The following is a 16,750-nucleotide window of genomic DNA, read 5'->3' on the forward strand; positions in this document are numbered from 1 at the left end:
AGTTATTGCCATTTTTTGCTCTTTTCTGTCTCTTGATTCATATATTCCTGAATTTTTCTTTCTTCCCAATCATCACTACAGAAAATTTCACGTCCAAAAACTGAAACAGCATGCATCACTAATGCAATTCCCCAATAAAATGCTGTTGAATAAGTATGCCACTCAAACAAACCGTTGTCGTTAAAATGACTTCCAATAAACTCTCGGTTTAAACTAGAGATGATTATAATTGCGTTTACAATTATATATACTTTTAAGTGCGAGTAAAAACCTTTTATTCTTCTAACTTTTCTATATGCAATATTAAAGCGTTCATCATTCGAAAATTCGTTTCTGTATTCTTCGTACATGCGTCTTCTTAAGCGTCCCATTTTGTTTTTATTTAAGGATTATTGCCATTTTTTTTTGTTCTCTTTTTCTTTTTCCATGAACTCTTTGATCTTTTTCTCTTCCCAGTCTTTTCCAAGAACCGGAAATACTTCAAAAACTTTCAATCCGTGAAAAAGAACTCCAACGCCCCACCACATTAATGGCCAGTAAAACCAAAGATGATTCGGTGAAGTCATTAAATTGATAACAATCAAAATTATATTTACTGAAATAAAGGCCGTTAAGTTTCCATAAAAACCTTTAATATTCTCGACTTTCTTTTTTGCCAAGTAATATCTATCCTCGTCATTAAAATTTACTTCCATGATTATTCCCATTTTTGTTTTTTTACTTTTTTATCTAAAAGGCTTTTCATTTTGCGTTCTTCCCATTCTTCATCAAATATCTTATACGAAGCAAACAAATCAATTACAGACACTAAAAATACACTTGTCCAAATTACCATTACAACGCTGTTTAAATATTTTATAGGAAAGAAATTCAGCGAAACTCCATAGTATTCTTTTAAAAGATAGATTATCAATCCAATTGCATAAAAAAATGTATGTATATATACGGATCTAAGTTTTACCGCTTTTTTGCTGAATATTTCTTGAAATTCAAATTTTTCTCGGTCATTATTACAATCTGTTTCCATGACTATTTTCAAGTTTGTTTATTCTTTTCTTTTTCTAAAATCTCTTTTATTTTTCGTTCTTCCCATTCTTTACTAAAGGCTGGTGAAATTTCAAAAGTTTTTAGTCCATGTATTACGACTCCAATTCCCCATCCAAACACACACCATATAAACCATAAATATTCTGGTGAAGTTATTAGATTTATTACAAGCAGGATTATCGTTACCAGAATAAAAACGGTTAAATGATGATAAAATCCTTTAATCTCTTTTACTTTTTTTTGAGCTTTGTGATAACGTTCTGCTTCAGAATAATTTGGTTCCATGATTATTTCCAGTTTTTCTGTTTGTTTTCTTTTTCTAAAATCTCTCTGATTTTTCGTTCTTCCCAATCTGAGCTGTATCCAAAAACTTTAAAAGCATGCATTACAACTCCAAATCCCCAGCCTAGAGCCGAAAACCAAAACCACTGAAATCCAGGAGAATACCTCAAATTTATAAAAATTAAAAATGGAATCACACAACAATATGAAATAACATTTCCGTAAAATCCTTTTAATTCTTCCACTCTTTTTTTAGCTCTGAAATAAGCTTTATTTTCATCGCTATAGTCTGCACTTGTTTCCATAACTGTAATTTGTTTGGTTAAAATCGGAATCTTAACAGTGAATGTTTGTTCGTTTTGTTCAATCACCACTTTTCTGTTTGTTACAATTCCGTATCGGTTTACAATATTCTGCAGTCCAACTCCTTTTCGATCCTGCAAAACTTCTTTCTTTTGAAAATCATTCTGAATTGCCAGATAATCTCCATCAATAAAAATTCGAATGTGTAAGGGCTTTTGCTCACTTACAACGTTGTGTTTCACAGTATTTTCTAATAAAAGCTGTAACGACAACGGAACTACTTTTGCATCTGGATTTATATCTGTTGTTGGCACTTCATAAAACAGACTATTTTCAAAACGCATTTTAAGCAAATTCATATAGGTTTTTGCAAATGACAATTCATCCTCAACAGACACTAATTCTTTATCTTTTTGCTCTAAAACGTAGCGATAGATTTTAGATAAAGAAGTTGTGAATCGCTGTGCATTATCTGGATTTTCTTCGATCAAAGAACTTAAAACATTCAAGCTGTTAAAAAGAAAATGCGGGTCGATCTGATTTTTTAAACTCTCGAATTGGGCGTTTGCCGTTCCCGCAATAATCTTTTGCTGTGTTATTTCAAATTTTGAAGCTTGTTTCCACTTTACCATAAAACTTCTGGCTTGCAGGAAAGTTGAAACTCCCAGAGAAACAACGATATAAAAAAGATGAACCCAAAGCATTCTTGCACTAAAAAACACATCTAAAGTCACGTGTTGCAAGACAACAAAAATGAAATAATTTATTCCTAGAACTACTGGAACCGTATACAAAACTGTACATAAAATTCCGTAATAAACTCTCAAATTCGTCTGCTCCAGCCAATCCCATTTTTTATCTAGAAAAACACTGATAAATCCGTTCCCAAATCCAAGTCCGAAAGAATAAAGACAGCTTACGAAAAAGGTTACCGCAACGTTTTTAACACTTAAATCGTCTCCTAAAAATGCTGAAAACAATATGGCAAAGACCATAGAAATTTTGAAACAGGTGATCGTTCCACTTCTTACATCTGCAAAGCTACTTCTATAGTCTTTCATTCTAAATCTGCTTAAATTAAATTTATTTTTTACAATTTTTTTGAGTTTCCAAAGCTCTTTCTAATCCCCATTTTGGAGAAAAAGGAGTTGCAGGTTTAAATGTAGCAAAAAGTTCAATAGCTCTGTCAACTTGCGCGCACAATGGCTTTGTATCTACGCCTGACCATTTTGCTCCGCCAATTTGGTAATCAGCTTCACCAAAAACAATTCTCGGATTATTTGGGTCGATCGCTTTTCCTTTCGCGTAAGCTTCCATCACTTTAGCCGAATATTTCATTCCGTTTGTCATTGGATCTGCAACTACCCACGCTGTATAGATTAAAGCTTGCAAAGCATAAAGTTCTGCATTATTCTGATCTTTTATAAATTCAACATCTAATGCGTCCTGAGCTTTAGTTAATAACAAATCGATTTTCGTTTTATCTTTTTCGCTAAAAGCTGATGTAGTGTTAATCAAAGCTACATAATAATTAGGCAGATAACTGTTTTTCTCCGCAGCAGCAATTCTTTCAAACATTGCCGATGCTTCAGCATTTTTTCCTTCTTTCCAAAGCCCAAAAGCTTTTCCCATTCCTTGTTCAAATTGTGTCTGAGCTGATAATAAACTGCAGATAAATAATGTGGTAATTGTAATAATTTTGGTCATGATTTCTTTTTTTTAAGGTTCTAAATTATTTTTTTAAGGTTCTGAGGTTCTGAGTTGCTAAGATTCTAAGTTTTTTTTATTTGTCTTAGAGTCTTAGCAACTTAGCGACTCTTTTTAATTGATGATTAAAACTCTGTTTGTTAATTTATACTTCAAAAGTATGTTGGTTTTTATTCTTTTAAAATTAAATGATACTGAGTTGTCGATTTTGGTTACTGAATTGTTTTTTTTTAAAAGATACTAAGGTTCTGAGATGCTAAGGGACTAAGTTTTTTTCTTAGCACCTCAGAACCTTAGCATCTTAGTACCTATAAATTCTTCAACTGATTCTCTTTTTTATCCTGACTGATCGTCCAGAAGAAACCTACGAAGAAAAATCTATCAGCTGTTGGTGTTACCGCTTGTCTTTGATACACTCCATTTGGATCTGGCAGTTTTGCATAATCATATCCAAAGATATTTTGTGTTCCTAAAATGTTTGAAACTGAGAAATAAAGGATTTTTTGTGTTGTCAATAAATACGCCCAGTTAAAACTCAAACTGTTGTATGATTTTGTTTTTCCGTTCATAAATTGTGTTTGGTTTGGATCATTATAAGGACGTCCTGAACTATAACTGTTTGTAAATCCAATTTGTGATTTCCAGTCGGTGATGAAATATTTTGTGACTACAGACAAAGTATGATTAGCAATAAAACTTGGAGTTGCCATGTTTGGAAAATTCTTGTACTGTCTTTCTGAATCGATATAAGAATATGAAATCCAGTATTCTAAATTTTTATACAAATTGCTGTCTCTCCAAAATAAATCCAATCCTTTTGCATATCCAGAACCGTTATTATTGAAAACTGAATTGTACTCAATATTCTTTGTATCGTACTGAACTAAATTGCTGTAATCTTTGTAATAAGCTTCGGCTCTAAAAGTCTGTCCTGGTTTTGTAAACTGATAATTCAGGATATAATGTCTTGCTTTTTCACTTTCAAATTGATGATACTTTGAATACTTAATATAATCCACAACAGGCGTTTGCGTAAAATCTCCGTAAGCGAAAGAAAACTGACTCGTTTTTGAAAATTTGTATGCCAATGAAGCTCTTGGTGCAATATTATTTTCATTTAATAAACTGTTGTTCGAATATCTCAAACCTACTTTCATTGCCAATTTTTTAGAGAACAAAATATCACCTTCTGCGTAAGCTGCAAAAATGTTAGAATCATATCCGTTTGTTACATCGATAGAAATATTATCCTTAAAATTTTCGTCGTATTTGGTTATGAAATAATCAGTTCCAAAAGATAATTTAAAATAATTTGAAACTTTTTTCGTCAATTTCAATTTCAACTGAGCCGCATTTTCTTTGGCATCAATATCATTAATATCATATTTGGTTAAATTTTTACTGTAACCATAACTAATACCCGAAGTTAACTGCCATCCTGTTCCAAAAGTTCCTTTGTAAGAAGAGTTTAAATAAAAGTTATTATTATTCAAATCTGTTCTGATTGGATTTTCGAAGTTTATATTTTTCTGATTCAAATCGAATTTCTCCGAATCAAAAGCAGCATATAATTTAAAGATTCCGTTTGTGAAATTATATCGGTAAACCGTTTCTCCGCCAAGCGACTGATAAGGATTATTCCAATCTACATTTTGAGGAATTACAGCTTGATAAGGCGCTAAATTGATATAAGTCATATTGACGCTTACAGAACTTTTTTTGAATTTTTGCGTATTGGCTAAACTTAATCCAACAGTCATTAAACCAATATCCGTTTTTTCGTGATCTGCTTCATCTTGCGTATTTAAAAGCAAAACACTTGACAAAGCTTCACCATATTCTGCCGAGTAACCTCCGGTAGAAAATGCAATTCCGCTGAACAGAAAAGGAGAAAATCGGCTTCTTGTTGGTAAATTATTAGTTGTCGCGCCGTATGGCTGTGCCACTCGTATTCCGTCAACAAAAGTCTGTGTTTCGCTGGCTTCACCTCCACGAACAAATAAGCGTCCGTCTTCACCCACAGATTGCGTTCCTGGCAAAGTCTGCAAAGCGGCAATAATATTTCCGGCAGAGCCAGCAGTCGTTACAATATCTAAAGGTTTTAAAACCGAAACTCTCGCTTTGTCACCAGATTCAAGCGTTCCGGCAGTAATGACAACAGCATCCAGCGTATTTACATTCTCACGTAATTTAATCGTCTGATCTTTATAATTGGTAATATCAATTTCTTGTTTGAAAGTTTCAAAAAGTAAAAAACTTACCACTAAAAATTTATTGCCCGTTTCGCTGGTTTGAAAAGAAAAGTCTCCCGTTTCAGAACTTGTGGCTCCGTCATAAGTTCCGTCAATATAAATATTAGCACCAGCGACTGGTTTTCCTTTTTGATCTACCACTTTTCCTGAAATAGTATTTTGAGCAAAATTTAAAGCAGTAAAAAATAAAAGGCTTATTGTAAAAAATAATTTGGTTTTCATAACATCTTTGGTTTTTGATGAAGCAAATATATTTTAACATTTAAAGTTAAAAAATATATAATAACCCAATTGTAGAATTTTAAGGATGAGTTGTAAAATACTAATTTGTATCTTAGCTAGAAATTGAAAAACATTGTTAATCATGTCAGAAAGTAAAAGAGTTTCGAATTTGTATCAATCCATTTATAATGGAAATCCGTGGCTTGAAGTTACCTTAGCAGATACTTTAAAAGATGTAACTGCAGCTCAGGCTTATAAAAAAATTAATCCTAATTTAAACACGATTTGGGAAATTGTCAATCACCTAATACAATGGAGAAGAAACATATTAAAACGTGTTCAAGGAGAAATAATCACAACTCCCGATCATAATTATTTTGTACCCATTTTAGATTCATCTGAACCTGCCTGGGAACAATCACTACAAAGTCTGGCAAAATCTCAGGAATTATGGAATGATTGTTTGAGTAATTTTAATGACGCGGATTTCGAGAAAATAGATCAAAATAATAATCATAATTTTTATGAAGATATTCACGGAATTATTCAGCATGACGTTTATCATTTAGGACAGATTGTTATTTTGAAGAAACTGCTTTAAAACGTTGTTTATGTCATTCAATTTTAACAAAACTAAAACATGAAAAAATCAATACTGTTATTCGCATTTTTGCTATTAAACGCAATAGGATATTCCCAAGAAACAGAAGTTAAGTTTGATGAAAAACTGGCAAAATCTCTAAACGCCGATGAATACGGAATGAAGAAATATGTTTTTTGTCTTTTAAAATCGGGAACCAACACAACGGCTTCAAAAGAAGAAACTAAAAAGCTTTTTGAAGGCCACATGGCAAATATTGGTAAATTAGCCAAAGAAGGAAAACTTGTTGTTGCCGGACCTTTTATGAAAAATGATAGAAATTATCGTGGCATTTATGTTTTTAATGTTGAAACTATAGAAGAAGCAAAAGCACTCGTAGCGACCGATCCCGCAATAAAAGCCAATTTACTTGAAGCCGAATTAACGCCTTGGTACTGTACCGCAGCTTTGCAGGAAACTTTGAAAATTCATGAGAAAATCGCCAAGACGAAAATGTAATAGATGAAAACAGAAAAAGAAAAAATGATCTCTGGCGAATACTACAACGCTTTTGACCCAGAATTATTAAAAGGTCGAAGAGCAGCAAAAAATCTTTTACACAGTTTAAATGTGAAAGAATACAGAGTTACCAAAAAAGCAAAAGAAATTTTGGCAACATTAATTCCGAATGCAGGAGCTGGTTTATATATAGAACCGCCTTTTCATTGTGATTACGGTTATAATATTTTTTGCGGTGACAACGTTTATTTCAATGTGAATTGTGTTGTTTTGGACTGTGCGCCTGTAAATATTGGATCAAATGTTTTTATTGCACCAAATGTGCAAATTTATACTGCGTCTCATCCGCTTGACGCTGAATTGAGAAAAACGCTTGAAAATGCTTATCCGGTTACCATTGGAGATGATTGCTGGATTGGCGGAAATTCCGTTATTTGTCCCGGCGTGACAATTGGAAAAGGCTGTGTTATTGGCGCCGGATCTGTTGTTACAAAAGACATTCCGGACAATTCATTAGCCGTTGGAAATCCTGCAAAAGTTATTCGAAAATTAAATCAAGAACCTGAATCAAAAAAATAATGCTTACCTTAAATAAAGTTCACCATATTGCCATTTTATGCTCTGATTACGAAAAATCCAAATATTTCTATACTCAAATTTTAGGCTTAACAATTATTCGAGAAATCTACCGCGAAGAGCGCCAGTCTTATAAATTGGATTTAGCTTTGAATGGTTCGTATGTTGTCGAATTATTTTCATTCCCAAATCCGCCACAAAGGCCTTCAAGACCTGAAGCTGTTGGTTTAAGACATTTGGCTTTTGAAGTAATAAATTTAGAAGAAACCATCTCTTTTTTAGATTCAAAAGAAATTGAATCAGAACCGATACGAATTGATGAAACAACTGAAAAACGTTTCACTTTTATTGCTGATCCTGATTTACTGCCAATTGAGTTTTATGAGAGATAAATTTTAAGGTGCAGAGGCTCAAAGTTACAGAGGTTCAAAGGTTTTCTTTTAGTCAGATAATAAAGGTATAGTTTGTCACTTCGAGGAACGAGACCCGAGCGATAGCGAATAGGCGAAGCAAATCTCCGCGAGAAGCTCTACAAAGATTGGCGATTTTGATTGTGGAGTTACTTGCGGAGATTTCTCCTTCGTCGAAATGACATAAAATGAGAAAACCTTAGCCACTTTGTATCTTTGTCACTTTGTCCCTAAAAACAACCACTATTCCAAGAAAAACACACTGAAAGAATTTTCTTATTTTATCAATTTTAACATATTATAAGGAACGATTATTATTAAAAAACAAATTTGATTGCCTAATTTTGTGAAATCGCAAATAAAATCCTGCGACTACAAAACCACTTCTGATGAACAAAACGGCGCAAATCAAAAAAAATCATCAATTCATTAAATTCCGAAAATTAGTTATTGTTTCTATTTTAATTGGCTTTCTCTCTGCCTTTCTCGGAATTTCACTAAAAAAAATAACCGAATATTACGAAGCAATCTTCTTTCACGAAGTTTCTGTTCATCCGATATTTTACATCGTTTTTCCCGTTTTCGGATTATCAGTGATTTATTTTCTAAGACAATATCTTTTTAAGAAAAAAGAAAATAAAGGAATCAAAGAAGTTTTTGAAAGTACTAAAACAAAAAAAAATCTTCCTTCATACAAAATTCCATCACATTTCATAAACGGATTATTGACTGTTATTTTTGGAGGCTCAACAGGAATTGAAGTTTCGACAGTTGTTGCCACGGCTACAATTGGTTCCGTTGCGCACGAAAAAGAAAATGTTTTCCGTCAATATAAAACCGAATTAATCTGTGCGGGTGTTGCTGCGGGTGTTACGGCGCTTTTCAGCAGTCCAATTGCAGGAATTCTATTTGCTCTCGAAGTTATTTCTAGAAAAGTAACTCGTGCTTTTATCATTTCAAATGTAGTTGCCGTTTCTATTGCTTTTGGTTTATTGACCATTTTAAAAGAAGAACCTTTATTTGCAGTTTCTATTGCGACTTGGCATCTAAAAGCGATTCCTTATTTTATTCTCTTAGGAATTTTAGCCGGAATCAACTCGGTTTATTTAACACGATGTGTATTATTTTTCAAATCACAGTTTGGCAAAATTGACACACATTATTACAAAATCCTGATTGGTTCAGCTGTCTTGAGTATTTCTTTATTTACTTTTCCGCAATTATATGGAGAAGGATATCACGCTATAAAAGGAATTTTTGGCAGTTCAAACGAGCTTCCATTGACTATAACTTTGGCACTGACATTCATTGGAATACTAATTTTAAAGCCAATTGTAACTTCAATTACATTGGCTTCTGGAGGTGACGGCGGTGTTTTTGCTCCGAGTTTATTTATTGGAGCCTTTTTAGGATTATTATTGGCATCAGTGTTAAACAGCTTTTTTCATGTAAATGTAATTCCACTAAACTTCATGATTATCGGAATGGCAGCAGTTTTAAGTGCCAGTATTCATGCGCCTTTTACAGCAATTTTCTTAGTGTGCGGCTTAACGAACGATTATACTTTATTTTTTCCAATTCTTGTTGTTTGCTTAATTTCAAAATACACTGCAAAAACAATTTATCCTTACACTGTATATACTTACGCTCCAAGCTTGACGAAATAAATATTTTTTTTAGGCCACAGATCTCACAGTTTTATAATCCTTTCACTCTGTGAAATCTGTGGCAAAAAATACCACAAATTATACATTATGCCAACTCAAAAAATTAAAAGAAGCTACCGCAAAACACGTTATATTCTTTATAAAGAAACTTTAATCGATTATAAAGAGCATTTCTGGTCGTTTTTAGGATCATTTGTTGGAATTGGAATTCTGGCTTACGTTCAATCCATGCATTTTTCTGGAAGTGATGCTGTTTATTTAATTGGTTCTTTTGGAGCCTCGAGCGTTTTAGTTTATGGAATCATTCAGAGTCCGTTTTCACAGCCTCGAAATTTAGTTGGCGGTCACGTTATTTCTGCTCTCGTGGGTGTCACGGTTCATAAACTGATTCCTGATATCATGTACATTGCTGCACCGTTGGCCGTTTCAATTGCCATAATTTTAATGCAGATTACCAAAACGCTTCATCCGCCTGGAGGAGCAACGGCTTTGATCGCGGTCATCGGAACCGAAAAAGTAAAAGCTTTGGGTTATATGTACGTACTTTCTCCCGTTTTGACTGGAGTTCTTATTTTGCTTTTCACCGCATTGATTTTTAATAATATGACTTCAAGCAGAAGTTATCCTAGTCACAGCACTTACCATAAACATTATCATAAAATTAGAAAGAGATTGACTGGGAAGTAATTCTAATCCCTATTCCTGCAAGGTTTTCAAAACCTTGTAGGTTTGTATTTGTATTAAAGTCATACCTACAAGGTTTTGAAAACCTTGCAGGAGCGCCAGCTAAATAAACTACGGTAAATCAAAAGATTAAAATCTTTTCAACAAATCTCAATTCACAATTCGTATTTCGTTTTTTATATTTTACCTTTGACCTCTCAATAAAAACAAAGATTATGGTTTATAAATTTAGAGTAATTCTAGACGCCGAAGAAGATATTTTTAGAGACATTGCAATTCTTGAGGAAGATACACTTGAAGATTTACACAATGCCATCTTCAATGCTTTTGGCTTTGACGGTACAGAAGTGGCTTCATTTTATACTTGTGACGAAACTTGGAATCAAGAAGATGAAATTCCGCTTTTTGATACAGGAGACGTTCCTGGTGAAATGAGAACCATGAACGATTATCCGTTATCTAGTATTTTGGATAAAGAAAACACTAAGATTATCTACGTTTACGATTTCATAAGCATGTGGACTTTCTTAGTTGAATTGGCTGCAATTGAAGAAGAATCTGTTGGTGCAATTTACCCAGAAACTTTATTCTCTCACGGTGAAATGCCAGATGAAGCGATCGAAAAAAACTTTGAAGCTGATATGCACGACGATATCTACGGTGAATTTGAAGACGACTTAGACGAAGATGATCTTGACATGTTCGAAGGCGATGACAGCTTTGAAGATTATGGATTTGAGGAGAATTGGAATTAATCTAAGGTTCTGAGGTCCTGAGACGCTAAGGTTCTGAGGTTTTATTTTGAAAGTTTTTTCTTATTTTTAATTCTTCGAATTAAAAATATTTAAACATGAGTAACTTTAGAAGCTTACTTGTCTGGCAGAAATCAATGGCCTTGACAACCAAAATTTATTTTTCCACAAACAATTTTCCTAAAGAAGAAATCTTCGGATTAACTTCACAAATTAGACGTAGTTCGATTTCTATACCTAGCAATATTGCCGAAGGATTTGGAAGAGAAAGCGATAAAGATCTTTTACGCTTTTTAAACATATCTGTTGGATCATTATTCGAAATGCAGACGCAGTTAGAAATAGCAAAAAATATATCTTATCTAAAAGATCAAGATTTTAACAACTTATATGAGGACAGTCGCGAAGTAGAAAGAATGTTAGTTTCTTTTATTAAAAAAATAAAAGACAGAACCAAACCTTAGTACCTTAGCATCTTAGAACCTCAGTACCTAAAAAAATATGATAAACCTATTCAACACCCACATCGAGACGCTTTCTATACATCGCGTAGGAAATAAAAGCCGTAACGAAGCTATTTTTTTATCAGAGCAGCCATTTAATTTAAATGATGAAATTGTTCCTTTGATAAAAGAATACTTTTTTAAGCCTTTTAGAGAAAAAGAAGAAAACTATTATCAGTTTGCACACGAAGTGGACTTGGATTACAACGACATGTTTAAATATGCAACTGAAATTTTTGCAAATCCGTCTAGTGTTCAAGAGGTTTCTAAAAAAATTACAAAGCATTTGTATGAGCAGTCAAATCATCCGCACATTAAAAACGGAGAGGTTTACGTAACGTATTTGACAAACTTAAGTATCGACAATAATGTAGTTGACGCAATCGGGATTTTTAAAAGTGAATTACAGGCCGACTTTTTGCAGTTTGAAGAAAAAGACAGCAATCTTGAAATGATTTTGCAGCAAGGAATCAACTTGAGCAAACTAGATAAAGGATGTTTGATTTTCAATTATAAAAAAGAAGAAGGATATAAAATATTGACTGTAGACAGCAACCGTTATGATGCGCGTTACTGGTTAGAGCACTTTTTATCTGTAGATGCTTTTGAAGATGAAAATTTCATCACTAAAAAATATTTAAAATTCTGTCAAAACTTCGCAAAAGATGTTGTTTTGCCAGCAGAAGACAAGAAAGAGGAAGTTATGTTCATGAACCGATCTGTGAATTATTTCGCTAAAAATGATCAGTTTGAAGAGCAAAATTTCTTGAATGAAGTACTAGATAATCCAGACTTAATTCCTGAATTCAAAAACTATAAAGTTGATAAAGGAGAAAAATACAGCATCGAAGATGTGACCTCATTCCCAATTGCCAACGCGGCAGTTTCTGACGCAAGAAAATCGATTAAAAATGTGATTAATTTAGATACTCACATTCAAATTAAAATGGATTTCATCAATCCTGAAAGTGCAGAAAAATTTGTTGAAAAAGGCTGGGATGAAGAAAAACAAATGTATTACTACTTAGTTTACTTCAACAAAGAAGAAAAAAGCTAAGAAGTTTTCATTTTCTATTACTTACTTAAAACAGAAAACGGCAGTTACAAATGTAACTGCCGTTTTTTTTATTGTCGCACATTTTGATGCTATAAAATCGAGAATACTGCTTTTACAATATCATCATAAACTTGTTTGTCTCTTTCTCCAGTTCGGGCCAAAACCCTAATCCCAGAATAATTATTAAAGATGAATCGAGCCAAAACTTTTGCATCTAGCTGTTTTGAAATATGTCCTGCCTCCTGCCCTCTTTTCACAGCATTTGTAAAAACTTCTTCCATAATCTGGCTGTTGTTTTTTACAATTTTTGCAATTTCTTCGTCGTGCATTGCGAGTTCTACAGATGAATTAACCATAAAACACCCTTTTGTAATGCGGTCTTCAAGACTTTCGATCACGGCTTGTTTAAAAATATCTCTAAGCGTTTCTTTAACATTATCAGACTTTTCCAAAAGTTCTTTTACAGTATCTTGAGCTTGAAGCTGGTAACGCTGTAAAGATTTCGAAAACAATTTTTGTTTATCGCCAAAAGTATCATACAAACTCGAACGGCTTAGACCTAAATACGTTACTAAATCCTGAGCCGAAGTTCCGTTATAGCCTTTGTGCCAAAAAATTTCGATTGCTTTATCTAAAGCCTGATCTTCATTAAATTCTTTCGTTCTAGCCATTGCTCCAAAATTAAATTTCTATACAAAGATAATAATTATACGGAACAATCGTTCCTGAATTGGTCAAAAAAATTATAATACTGTATTTACAGTAAGTCCGCCGTCAACAACAATTTCTGTTCCTGTAATGAATGATGCGTCGTCTGAAGCAAGAAAACTAATTGTTTTTGCAACTTCAGAGGCTTGACCAAAACGTTTCAATAAAATTTTGTTGCCCAAAGCAGCACCTAAACCTTCTACTTCTTCTTTTTCTAAACCTACTTTACCATATAAAGGAGTTTCAATTGGACCAGGAGAAACTGCATTTACTCTGATTTTTCTTGGTGCTAATTCTGCTGCAAAGATTCTGTTTAATGATAAAACGGCCGCCTTACTTGCTCCATATACGCTTGAACCTGGCATTCCTAATTGAGCATTTACTGAAGTATTAAAAATAATAGAACCGCCATCGTTTAAAATTGGCAACACTTTTTGAACTGTAAAATAAACTCCTTTCACATTCACATTCATAATACTGTCATAATGATCTTCTGAAGCTGAATCTACTGGAGCAAAAGCTGCAATTCCGGCATTTAAAAATAGAATATCTACTTTTCCGAATTGTGCTTTTACTTGATCAACTAAATTATCAATTGATTTTAAATCCGATTGATCTGCAACAATTCCAGTAACATTTAATTCTGTTTCGGCTTTTGCCAAAGCTTCTTTGTTTCTTCCTGTTACAATTACTTTTGCACCTTTTGCTACCAATTCTGCTGCTGCAGCATATCCTATTCCACTGTTTCCACCTGTTACGATTGCTACTTTGTTTTCTAAATTTTTCATTTTTATTTGTTTTTAAGTTATTGATTATTCAATTATTATGGTACAAAGATATAATAACGGAACGATCGTTCCGTTATTTAAAGTGTTAATTTTTAGTTAAAATATTTAAGCAGATTTTAAAACCCTTTATTTATAAAGGAATTAGCTATTTAACCATAAGCGAAACAAATTGCAAAATGTCGGCGATTCTTAATATTTGCTTAATTTTGTACTCTAAAACAAAAAAACATGGAACGCCTTTTACCACATGAAAGTCCTTTCGAAACCATAATCTCTTTTCATAAACTACTTGAGTCTTTTGAAGAAATTGCGGCGTCTGATGTAGATTACCGATCTAATTATGCTAAAGCCATTTTAAAAGAGGTTGAGCCTTTTCCGGAATTCAGAACAGGAATTCATGATTATAATATCATTAAAAATAACGAAGCTCTAATAAAAAACATAGTTGCCGATTTATTTCCAACTGCTTTGACGCATAATGAGATAAAAGCAATTACAATTCCGTTTCAAAATTTATCTTTTAATTATACCGAACGTTTCAAGAAAATCCTGCGCAATGCCGGAGACGAATTCGATATGGAAATTCGTGATTTTGATGATCATCAATTCTATATAAATAACTGCTGTTTAATATTAGCGTATTATTACAATCAAAATATTGATTTCAATAAGCCGTTTTTTTATGATATCCCAGATGAGCAAGGCATTGAAAAGCACTATAGAATTCTTTACAATGCCGATTTCATGGAAATTACGCCAACAGAAAGAGCTATAGAATTAACTCAGGACGATATTGATCAATTAATTGATAATTACAATGATATCGATTTATGGAAAGCTAAATTCCCTAAAAGAAGCTGGATTTTAAAAGGTTTTGGAATGGTTTCTTTATTTGATGCAACAACCGAAAGTGCTATTTCAAATCTGAAAAGCAATTTATTAAAACCTGATAGTACTACGGATACTTCTACGGATGTTATTGAGACTATTTTTAGATCTATATTTAAAATTCCGAGTTTAAAAGTTGGTTTTATTATTTACAATCCTGAAGAAGAAAAATTTATAAGACCAATTAAGTTTGACAATCAGATGCAGAGTTTTCTACTGAATACAGATCAGGAAGTAGATTGCAAAAATGCTTTTTTTGGCTGTTCTTTTGAAAATCTTCTGAACAATAAAGAACCATTTGTGATTTCGAATGTCGAAAAATTCATTGAAGAATCTCCAAATAAAAGACTGGGCGAACATTTACTGAAACAAGGTATTAAAAGCTGTGTTTTTGCGCCTGTTATAAAAGACGAACAATTATTAGGAGTTGTCGAACTGGTTTCTGACAATGTACGCGATTTAAATAGTGTCAACGCGACAAAACTGGAATTGATTTTACCGTATTTAACAGATACAATTGATCGTTATAATACTGATATGCAACATCAGATTGAAGCGATTATTCAGCGTGAATACACTACGATTCACCCGAGTGTTTATTGGAAATTTAAGAAAGAATCCCAGAATTACTTTCAAAATATAAATCATACAAAAGATTATATTTTTAAAGAAATTGTTTTTAAAAATGTATATCCGTTATACGGGCAGATTGATATTAAAGGTTCATCAGAACACCGAAATGAAACCGTAAAAATTGACTTAAAAAATCAGCTTTCGACGCTTTTAGAAATTTTTGACAATCAAGAAACAAATTCAAATCTTGTTCTTTTGGAACAAAGAAAATTTGAATTGGAATCACTTCGAAAAGAATTAGATTTCCCATTGAAGGCAGATACTGAACAGCATATTCAACGTTATATTGAAGATGAAATTCATCCGATTTTAAAAAACACTAAAGGTTCAGAGAAAAATGAAAAATTAGAAGCTCTGTATTTTGAAAGTCTAGACGAAAAATCGGGCTTATTTTATCAGGAAAGAAAAAAGTTTGATAATGCGATGTCTATTATCAATAAAAAAATGGCATCGGTTTTAGATAAAAAACAAGTCGAAGCACAGCAAATTTATCCGCATTATTACGAGCGTTTTAAAACAGATGGTGTTGAACATAATTTATATATTGGTTCTTCAATTTCGCCAACAAAACCTTTTGACATCATGTATCTGCATAATTTGAGATTATGGCAATTGCAGACATTATGCGAAATGGAATTAGAGCATCATCAGCTAAAAGAATCGCTTCCGTATGAATTAGATGTAACGTCTTTGATTTTAGTTTTCAGCGTGCCGCTTTCGATCCGATTCAGAATGGATGAAAAACGTTTTGACGTAGACGGAACCTATAATGCACGATATGAAGTTGTTAAAAAACGAATTGACAAATCGAATATTAAAGGAACAAAAGAGAGAATAACCGAGAAAGAAAAAATTACAATTGTTTATTCTCAAAACAACGAAGAAACTGAATACTTAAAGTATATCAAGTACTTACAGCACAAAAAAATACTGGAACCTGCGATTGAGCAGTTTGAAGTAGAAGATCTTCAAGGCGTTTCGGGCTTGAGAGCCATTCGTGTCAAAGTGATTAATAATACTATAAGTCCAGCAGCAAAAAAAATCACTTATCAAGATTTATTAGATGAGCTCAACTAAACAGTTGAGCTTTTTTTTTGACATTATTCAACACAGATGAAACTGATTCGCTATCGCGAAAACGCGGATGAACACAGATTTAAAAGTTTTTTTAT

19 protein-coding genes are annotated in these 16,750 nt (G+C 32.8%); 10 read left to right on the forward strand and 9 right to left on the reverse strand.

Features of this window, described 5'->3' with window-relative positions; genetic code table 11:
* Nucleotides 1-2: 2 nt before the first annotated feature.
* The 7 genes from GKZ88_RS09110 to GKZ88_RS09140 all read right to left on the reverse strand — a co-directional run bounded on the left by GKZ88_RS09110 (nucleotide 3) and on the right by GKZ88_RS09140 (nucleotide 5,813).
* Entirely contained in the window at nucleotides 3-371 is a 369-nt protein-coding gene (locus GKZ88_RS09110) for a 2TM domain-containing protein (protein ID WP_155102059.1), read from the reverse strand.
* A gap of 18 nt (nucleotides 372-389) precedes the next feature.
* On the reverse strand, nucleotides 390-695 hold the full coding sequence (locus GKZ88_RS09115) for a 2TM domain-containing protein (protein ID WP_230392490.1): 306 nt from the start codon (nucleotides 693-695) through the stop codon (nucleotides 390-392).
* A 2-nt stretch (nucleotides 696-697) separates the two neighbouring features.
* A complete protein-coding gene (locus GKZ88_RS09120; protein WP_155102061.1) occupies nucleotides 698-1,027 on the reverse strand; it encodes a 2TM domain-containing protein in 330 nt (109 codons plus the stop codon).
* Nucleotides 1,028-1,035: 8 nt separating this feature from the next.
* The gene (locus tag GKZ88_RS09125) at nucleotides 1,036-1,332 is read right to left on the reverse strand and encodes a 2TM domain-containing protein (RefSeq protein WP_155102062.1); all 297 of its coding nucleotides are present in this window, start codon (nucleotides 1,330-1,332) and stop codon (nucleotides 1,036-1,038) included.
* 2 nt (nucleotides 1,333-1,334) lie between these two features.
* Nucleotides 1,335-2,693 (reverse strand): 2TM domain-containing protein, encoded by a 1,359-nt coding sequence (locus GKZ88_RS09130; RefSeq protein WP_155102063.1) that lies wholly within the window; start codon nucleotides 2,691-2,693, stop codon nucleotides 1,335-1,337.
* 22 nt (nucleotides 2,694-2,715) lie between these two features.
* Nucleotides 2,716-3,339 carry a hypothetical protein gene (locus GKZ88_RS09135; RefSeq protein WP_155102064.1) on the reverse strand — a complete coding sequence of 208 codons (624 nt, stop codon included), beginning with the start codon at nucleotides 3,337-3,339 and terminating at the stop codon, nucleotides 2,716-2,718.
* Between the two features lie 308 nt (nucleotides 3,340-3,647).
* On the reverse strand, nucleotides 3,648-5,813 hold the full coding sequence (locus GKZ88_RS09140) for a TonB-dependent receptor (protein ID WP_155102065.1): 2,166 nt from the start codon (nucleotides 5,811-5,813) through the stop codon (nucleotides 3,648-3,650).
* A 142-nt stretch (nucleotides 5,814-5,955) separates the two neighbouring features.
* Here GKZ88_RS09140 and GKZ88_RS09145 point away from each other — a divergent pair, with 142 nt between their 5' ends.
* From GKZ88_RS09145 to GKZ88_RS09185, 9 genes are all read left to right on the forward strand, one after another.
* On the forward strand, nucleotides 5,956-6,414 hold the full coding sequence (locus GKZ88_RS09145) for a DinB family protein (protein WP_057120995.1): 459 nt from the start codon (nucleotides 5,956-5,958) through the stop codon (nucleotides 6,412-6,414).
* A 39-nt stretch (nucleotides 6,415-6,453) separates the two neighbouring features.
* Nucleotides 6,454-6,912 (forward strand): YciI family protein, encoded by a 459-nt coding sequence (locus GKZ88_RS09150; protein WP_155102066.1) that lies wholly within the window; start codon nucleotides 6,454-6,456, stop codon nucleotides 6,910-6,912.
* Between the two features lie 3 nt (nucleotides 6,913-6,915).
* Nucleotides 6,916-7,491 carry a sugar O-acetyltransferase gene (locus GKZ88_RS09155; protein WP_155102067.1) on the forward strand — a complete coding sequence of 192 codons (576 nt, stop codon included), beginning with the start codon at nucleotides 6,916-6,918 and terminating at the stop codon, nucleotides 7,489-7,491.
* Nucleotides 7,491-7,880, forward strand: coding sequence for a VOC family protein (locus GKZ88_RS09160; RefSeq protein WP_155102068.1), 390 nt, complete (start codon nucleotides 7,491-7,493; stop codon nucleotides 7,878-7,880). Before GKZ88_RS09155 ends, GKZ88_RS09160 begins: the two co-directional genes overlap by 1 nt.
* Before the next feature lie 407 nt (nucleotides 7,881-8,287).
* Nucleotides 8,288-9,565, forward strand: coding sequence for a chloride channel protein (locus GKZ88_RS09165; RefSeq protein ID WP_155102069.1), 1,278 nt, complete (start codon nucleotides 8,288-8,290; stop codon nucleotides 9,563-9,565).
* 87 nt (nucleotides 9,566-9,652) lie between these two features.
* Nucleotides 9,653-10,252 carry an HPP family protein gene (locus GKZ88_RS09170; protein WP_155102070.1) on the forward strand — a complete coding sequence of 200 codons (600 nt, stop codon included), beginning with the start codon at nucleotides 9,653-9,655 and terminating at the stop codon, nucleotides 10,250-10,252.
* Between the two features lie 212 nt (nucleotides 10,253-10,464).
* Nucleotides 10,465-11,004 carry a hypothetical protein gene (locus GKZ88_RS09175; protein WP_155102071.1) on the forward strand — a complete coding sequence of 180 codons (540 nt, stop codon included), beginning with the start codon at nucleotides 10,465-10,467 and terminating at the stop codon, nucleotides 11,002-11,004.
* A 95-nt stretch (nucleotides 11,005-11,099) separates the two neighbouring features.
* The gene (locus GKZ88_RS09180) at nucleotides 11,100-11,465 is read left to right on the forward strand and encodes a four helix bundle protein (RefSeq protein WP_155102072.1); all 366 of its coding nucleotides are present in this window, start codon (nucleotides 11,100-11,102) and stop codon (nucleotides 11,463-11,465) included.
* Between the two features lie 37 nt (nucleotides 11,466-11,502).
* Nucleotides 11,503-12,561 carry a nucleoid-associated protein gene (locus GKZ88_RS09185; protein ID WP_133524639.1) on the forward strand — a complete coding sequence of 353 codons (1,059 nt, stop codon included), beginning with the start codon at nucleotides 11,503-11,505 and terminating at the stop codon, nucleotides 12,559-12,561.
* A gap of 89 nt (nucleotides 12,562-12,650) precedes the next feature.
* Here GKZ88_RS09185 and GKZ88_RS09190 read toward each other — a convergent pair whose 3' ends face one another.
* Complete coding sequence (locus GKZ88_RS09190; RefSeq protein ID WP_155102073.1) at nucleotides 12,651-13,232, reverse strand: TetR/AcrR family transcriptional regulator; 582 nt, start codon at nucleotides 13,230-13,232, stop codon at nucleotides 12,651-12,653.
* Between the two features lie 72 nt (nucleotides 13,233-13,304).
* Nucleotides 13,305-14,057, reverse strand: coding sequence for an SDR family oxidoreductase (locus tag GKZ88_RS09195; RefSeq protein WP_155102074.1), 753 nt, complete (start codon nucleotides 14,055-14,057; stop codon nucleotides 13,305-13,307).
* A 228-nt stretch (nucleotides 14,058-14,285) separates the two neighbouring features.
* Here GKZ88_RS09195 and GKZ88_RS09200 point away from each other — a divergent pair, with 228 nt between their 5' ends.
* On the forward strand, nucleotides 14,286-16,655 hold the full coding sequence (locus tag GKZ88_RS09200; protein WP_155102075.1) for a GAF domain-containing protein: 2,370 nt from the start codon (nucleotides 14,286-14,288) through the stop codon (nucleotides 16,653-16,655).
* Nucleotides 16,656-16,750: the final 95 nt, after the last annotated feature.

Origin of the sequence: Flavobacterium sp. LC2016-01 (assembly GCF_009711135.1) — a bacterium.
GTDB lineage: Bacteria > Bacteroidota > Bacteroidia > Flavobacteriales > Flavobacteriaceae > Flavobacterium.

Excerpts from the sequence above, each read along its gene's own strand:
- GKZ88_RS09165 (WP_155102069.1), top strand. The coding sequence starts at position 8,288 with ATGAACAAAACGGCGCAAATCAAAAAAAATCATCAATTCATTAAATTC.
- GKZ88_RS09145 (WP_057120995.1), top strand. The coding sequence starts at position 5,956 with ATGTCAGAAAGTAAAAGAGTTTCGAATTTGTATCAATCCATTTATAAT.
- GKZ88_RS09125 (WP_155102062.1), bottom strand. The coding sequence starts at position 1,332 with ATGGAACCAAATTATTCTGAAGCAGAACGTTATCACAAAGCTCAAAAA.
- GKZ88_RS09160 (WP_155102068.1), top strand. The coding sequence starts at position 7,491 with ATGCTTACCTTAAATAAAGTTCACCATATTGCCATTTTATGCTCTGAT.
- GKZ88_RS09135 (WP_155102064.1), bottom strand. The coding sequence starts at position 3,339 with ATGACCAAAATTATTACAATTACCACATTATTTATCTGCAGTTTATTA.
- GKZ88_RS09200 (WP_155102075.1), top strand. The coding sequence starts at position 14,286 with ATGGAACGCCTTTTACCACATGAAAGTCCTTTCGAAACCATAATCTCT.
- GKZ88_RS09110 (WP_155102059.1), bottom strand. The coding sequence starts at position 371 with ATGGGACGCTTAAGAAGACGCATGTACGAAGAATACAGAAACGAATTT.
- GKZ88_RS09170 (WP_155102070.1), top strand. The coding sequence starts at position 9,653 with ATGCCAACTCAAAAAATTAAAAGAAGCTACCGCAAAACACGTTATATT.
- GKZ88_RS09190 (WP_155102073.1), bottom strand. The coding sequence starts at position 13,232 with ATGGCTAGAACGAAAGAATTTAATGAAGATCAGGCTTTAGATAAAGCA.
- GKZ88_RS09130 (WP_155102063.1), bottom strand. The coding sequence starts at position 2,693 with ATGAAAGACTATAGAAGTAGCTTTGCAGATGTAAGAAGTGGAACGATC.
- GKZ88_RS09175 (WP_155102071.1), top strand. The coding sequence starts at position 10,465 with ATGGTTTATAAATTTAGAGTAATTCTAGACGCCGAAGAAGATATTTTT.
- GKZ88_RS09120 (WP_155102061.1), bottom strand. The coding sequence starts at position 1,027 with ATGGAAACAGATTGTAATAATGACCGAGAAAAATTTGAATTTCAAGAA.
- GKZ88_RS09155 (WP_155102067.1), top strand. The coding sequence starts at position 6,916 with ATGAAAACAGAAAAAGAAAAAATGATCTCTGGCGAATACTACAACGCT.
- GKZ88_RS09115 (WP_230392490.1), bottom strand. The coding sequence starts at position 695 with ATGGAAGTAAATTTTAATGACGAGGATAGATATTACTTGGCAAAAAAG.
- GKZ88_RS09185 (WP_133524639.1), top strand. The coding sequence starts at position 11,503 with ATGATAAACCTATTCAACACCCACATCGAGACGCTTTCTATACATCGC.
- GKZ88_RS09150 (WP_155102066.1), top strand. The coding sequence starts at position 6,454 with ATGAAAAAATCAATACTGTTATTCGCATTTTTGCTATTAAACGCAATA.
- GKZ88_RS09180 (WP_155102072.1), top strand. The coding sequence starts at position 11,100 with ATGAGTAACTTTAGAAGCTTACTTGTCTGGCAGAAATCAATGGCCTTG.
- GKZ88_RS09195 (WP_155102074.1), bottom strand. The coding sequence starts at position 14,057 with ATGAAAAATTTAGAAAACAAAGTAGCAATCGTAACAGGTGGAAACAGT.
- GKZ88_RS09140 (WP_155102065.1), bottom strand. The coding sequence starts at position 5,813 with ATGAAAACCAAATTATTTTTTACAATAAGCCTTTTATTTTTTACTGCT.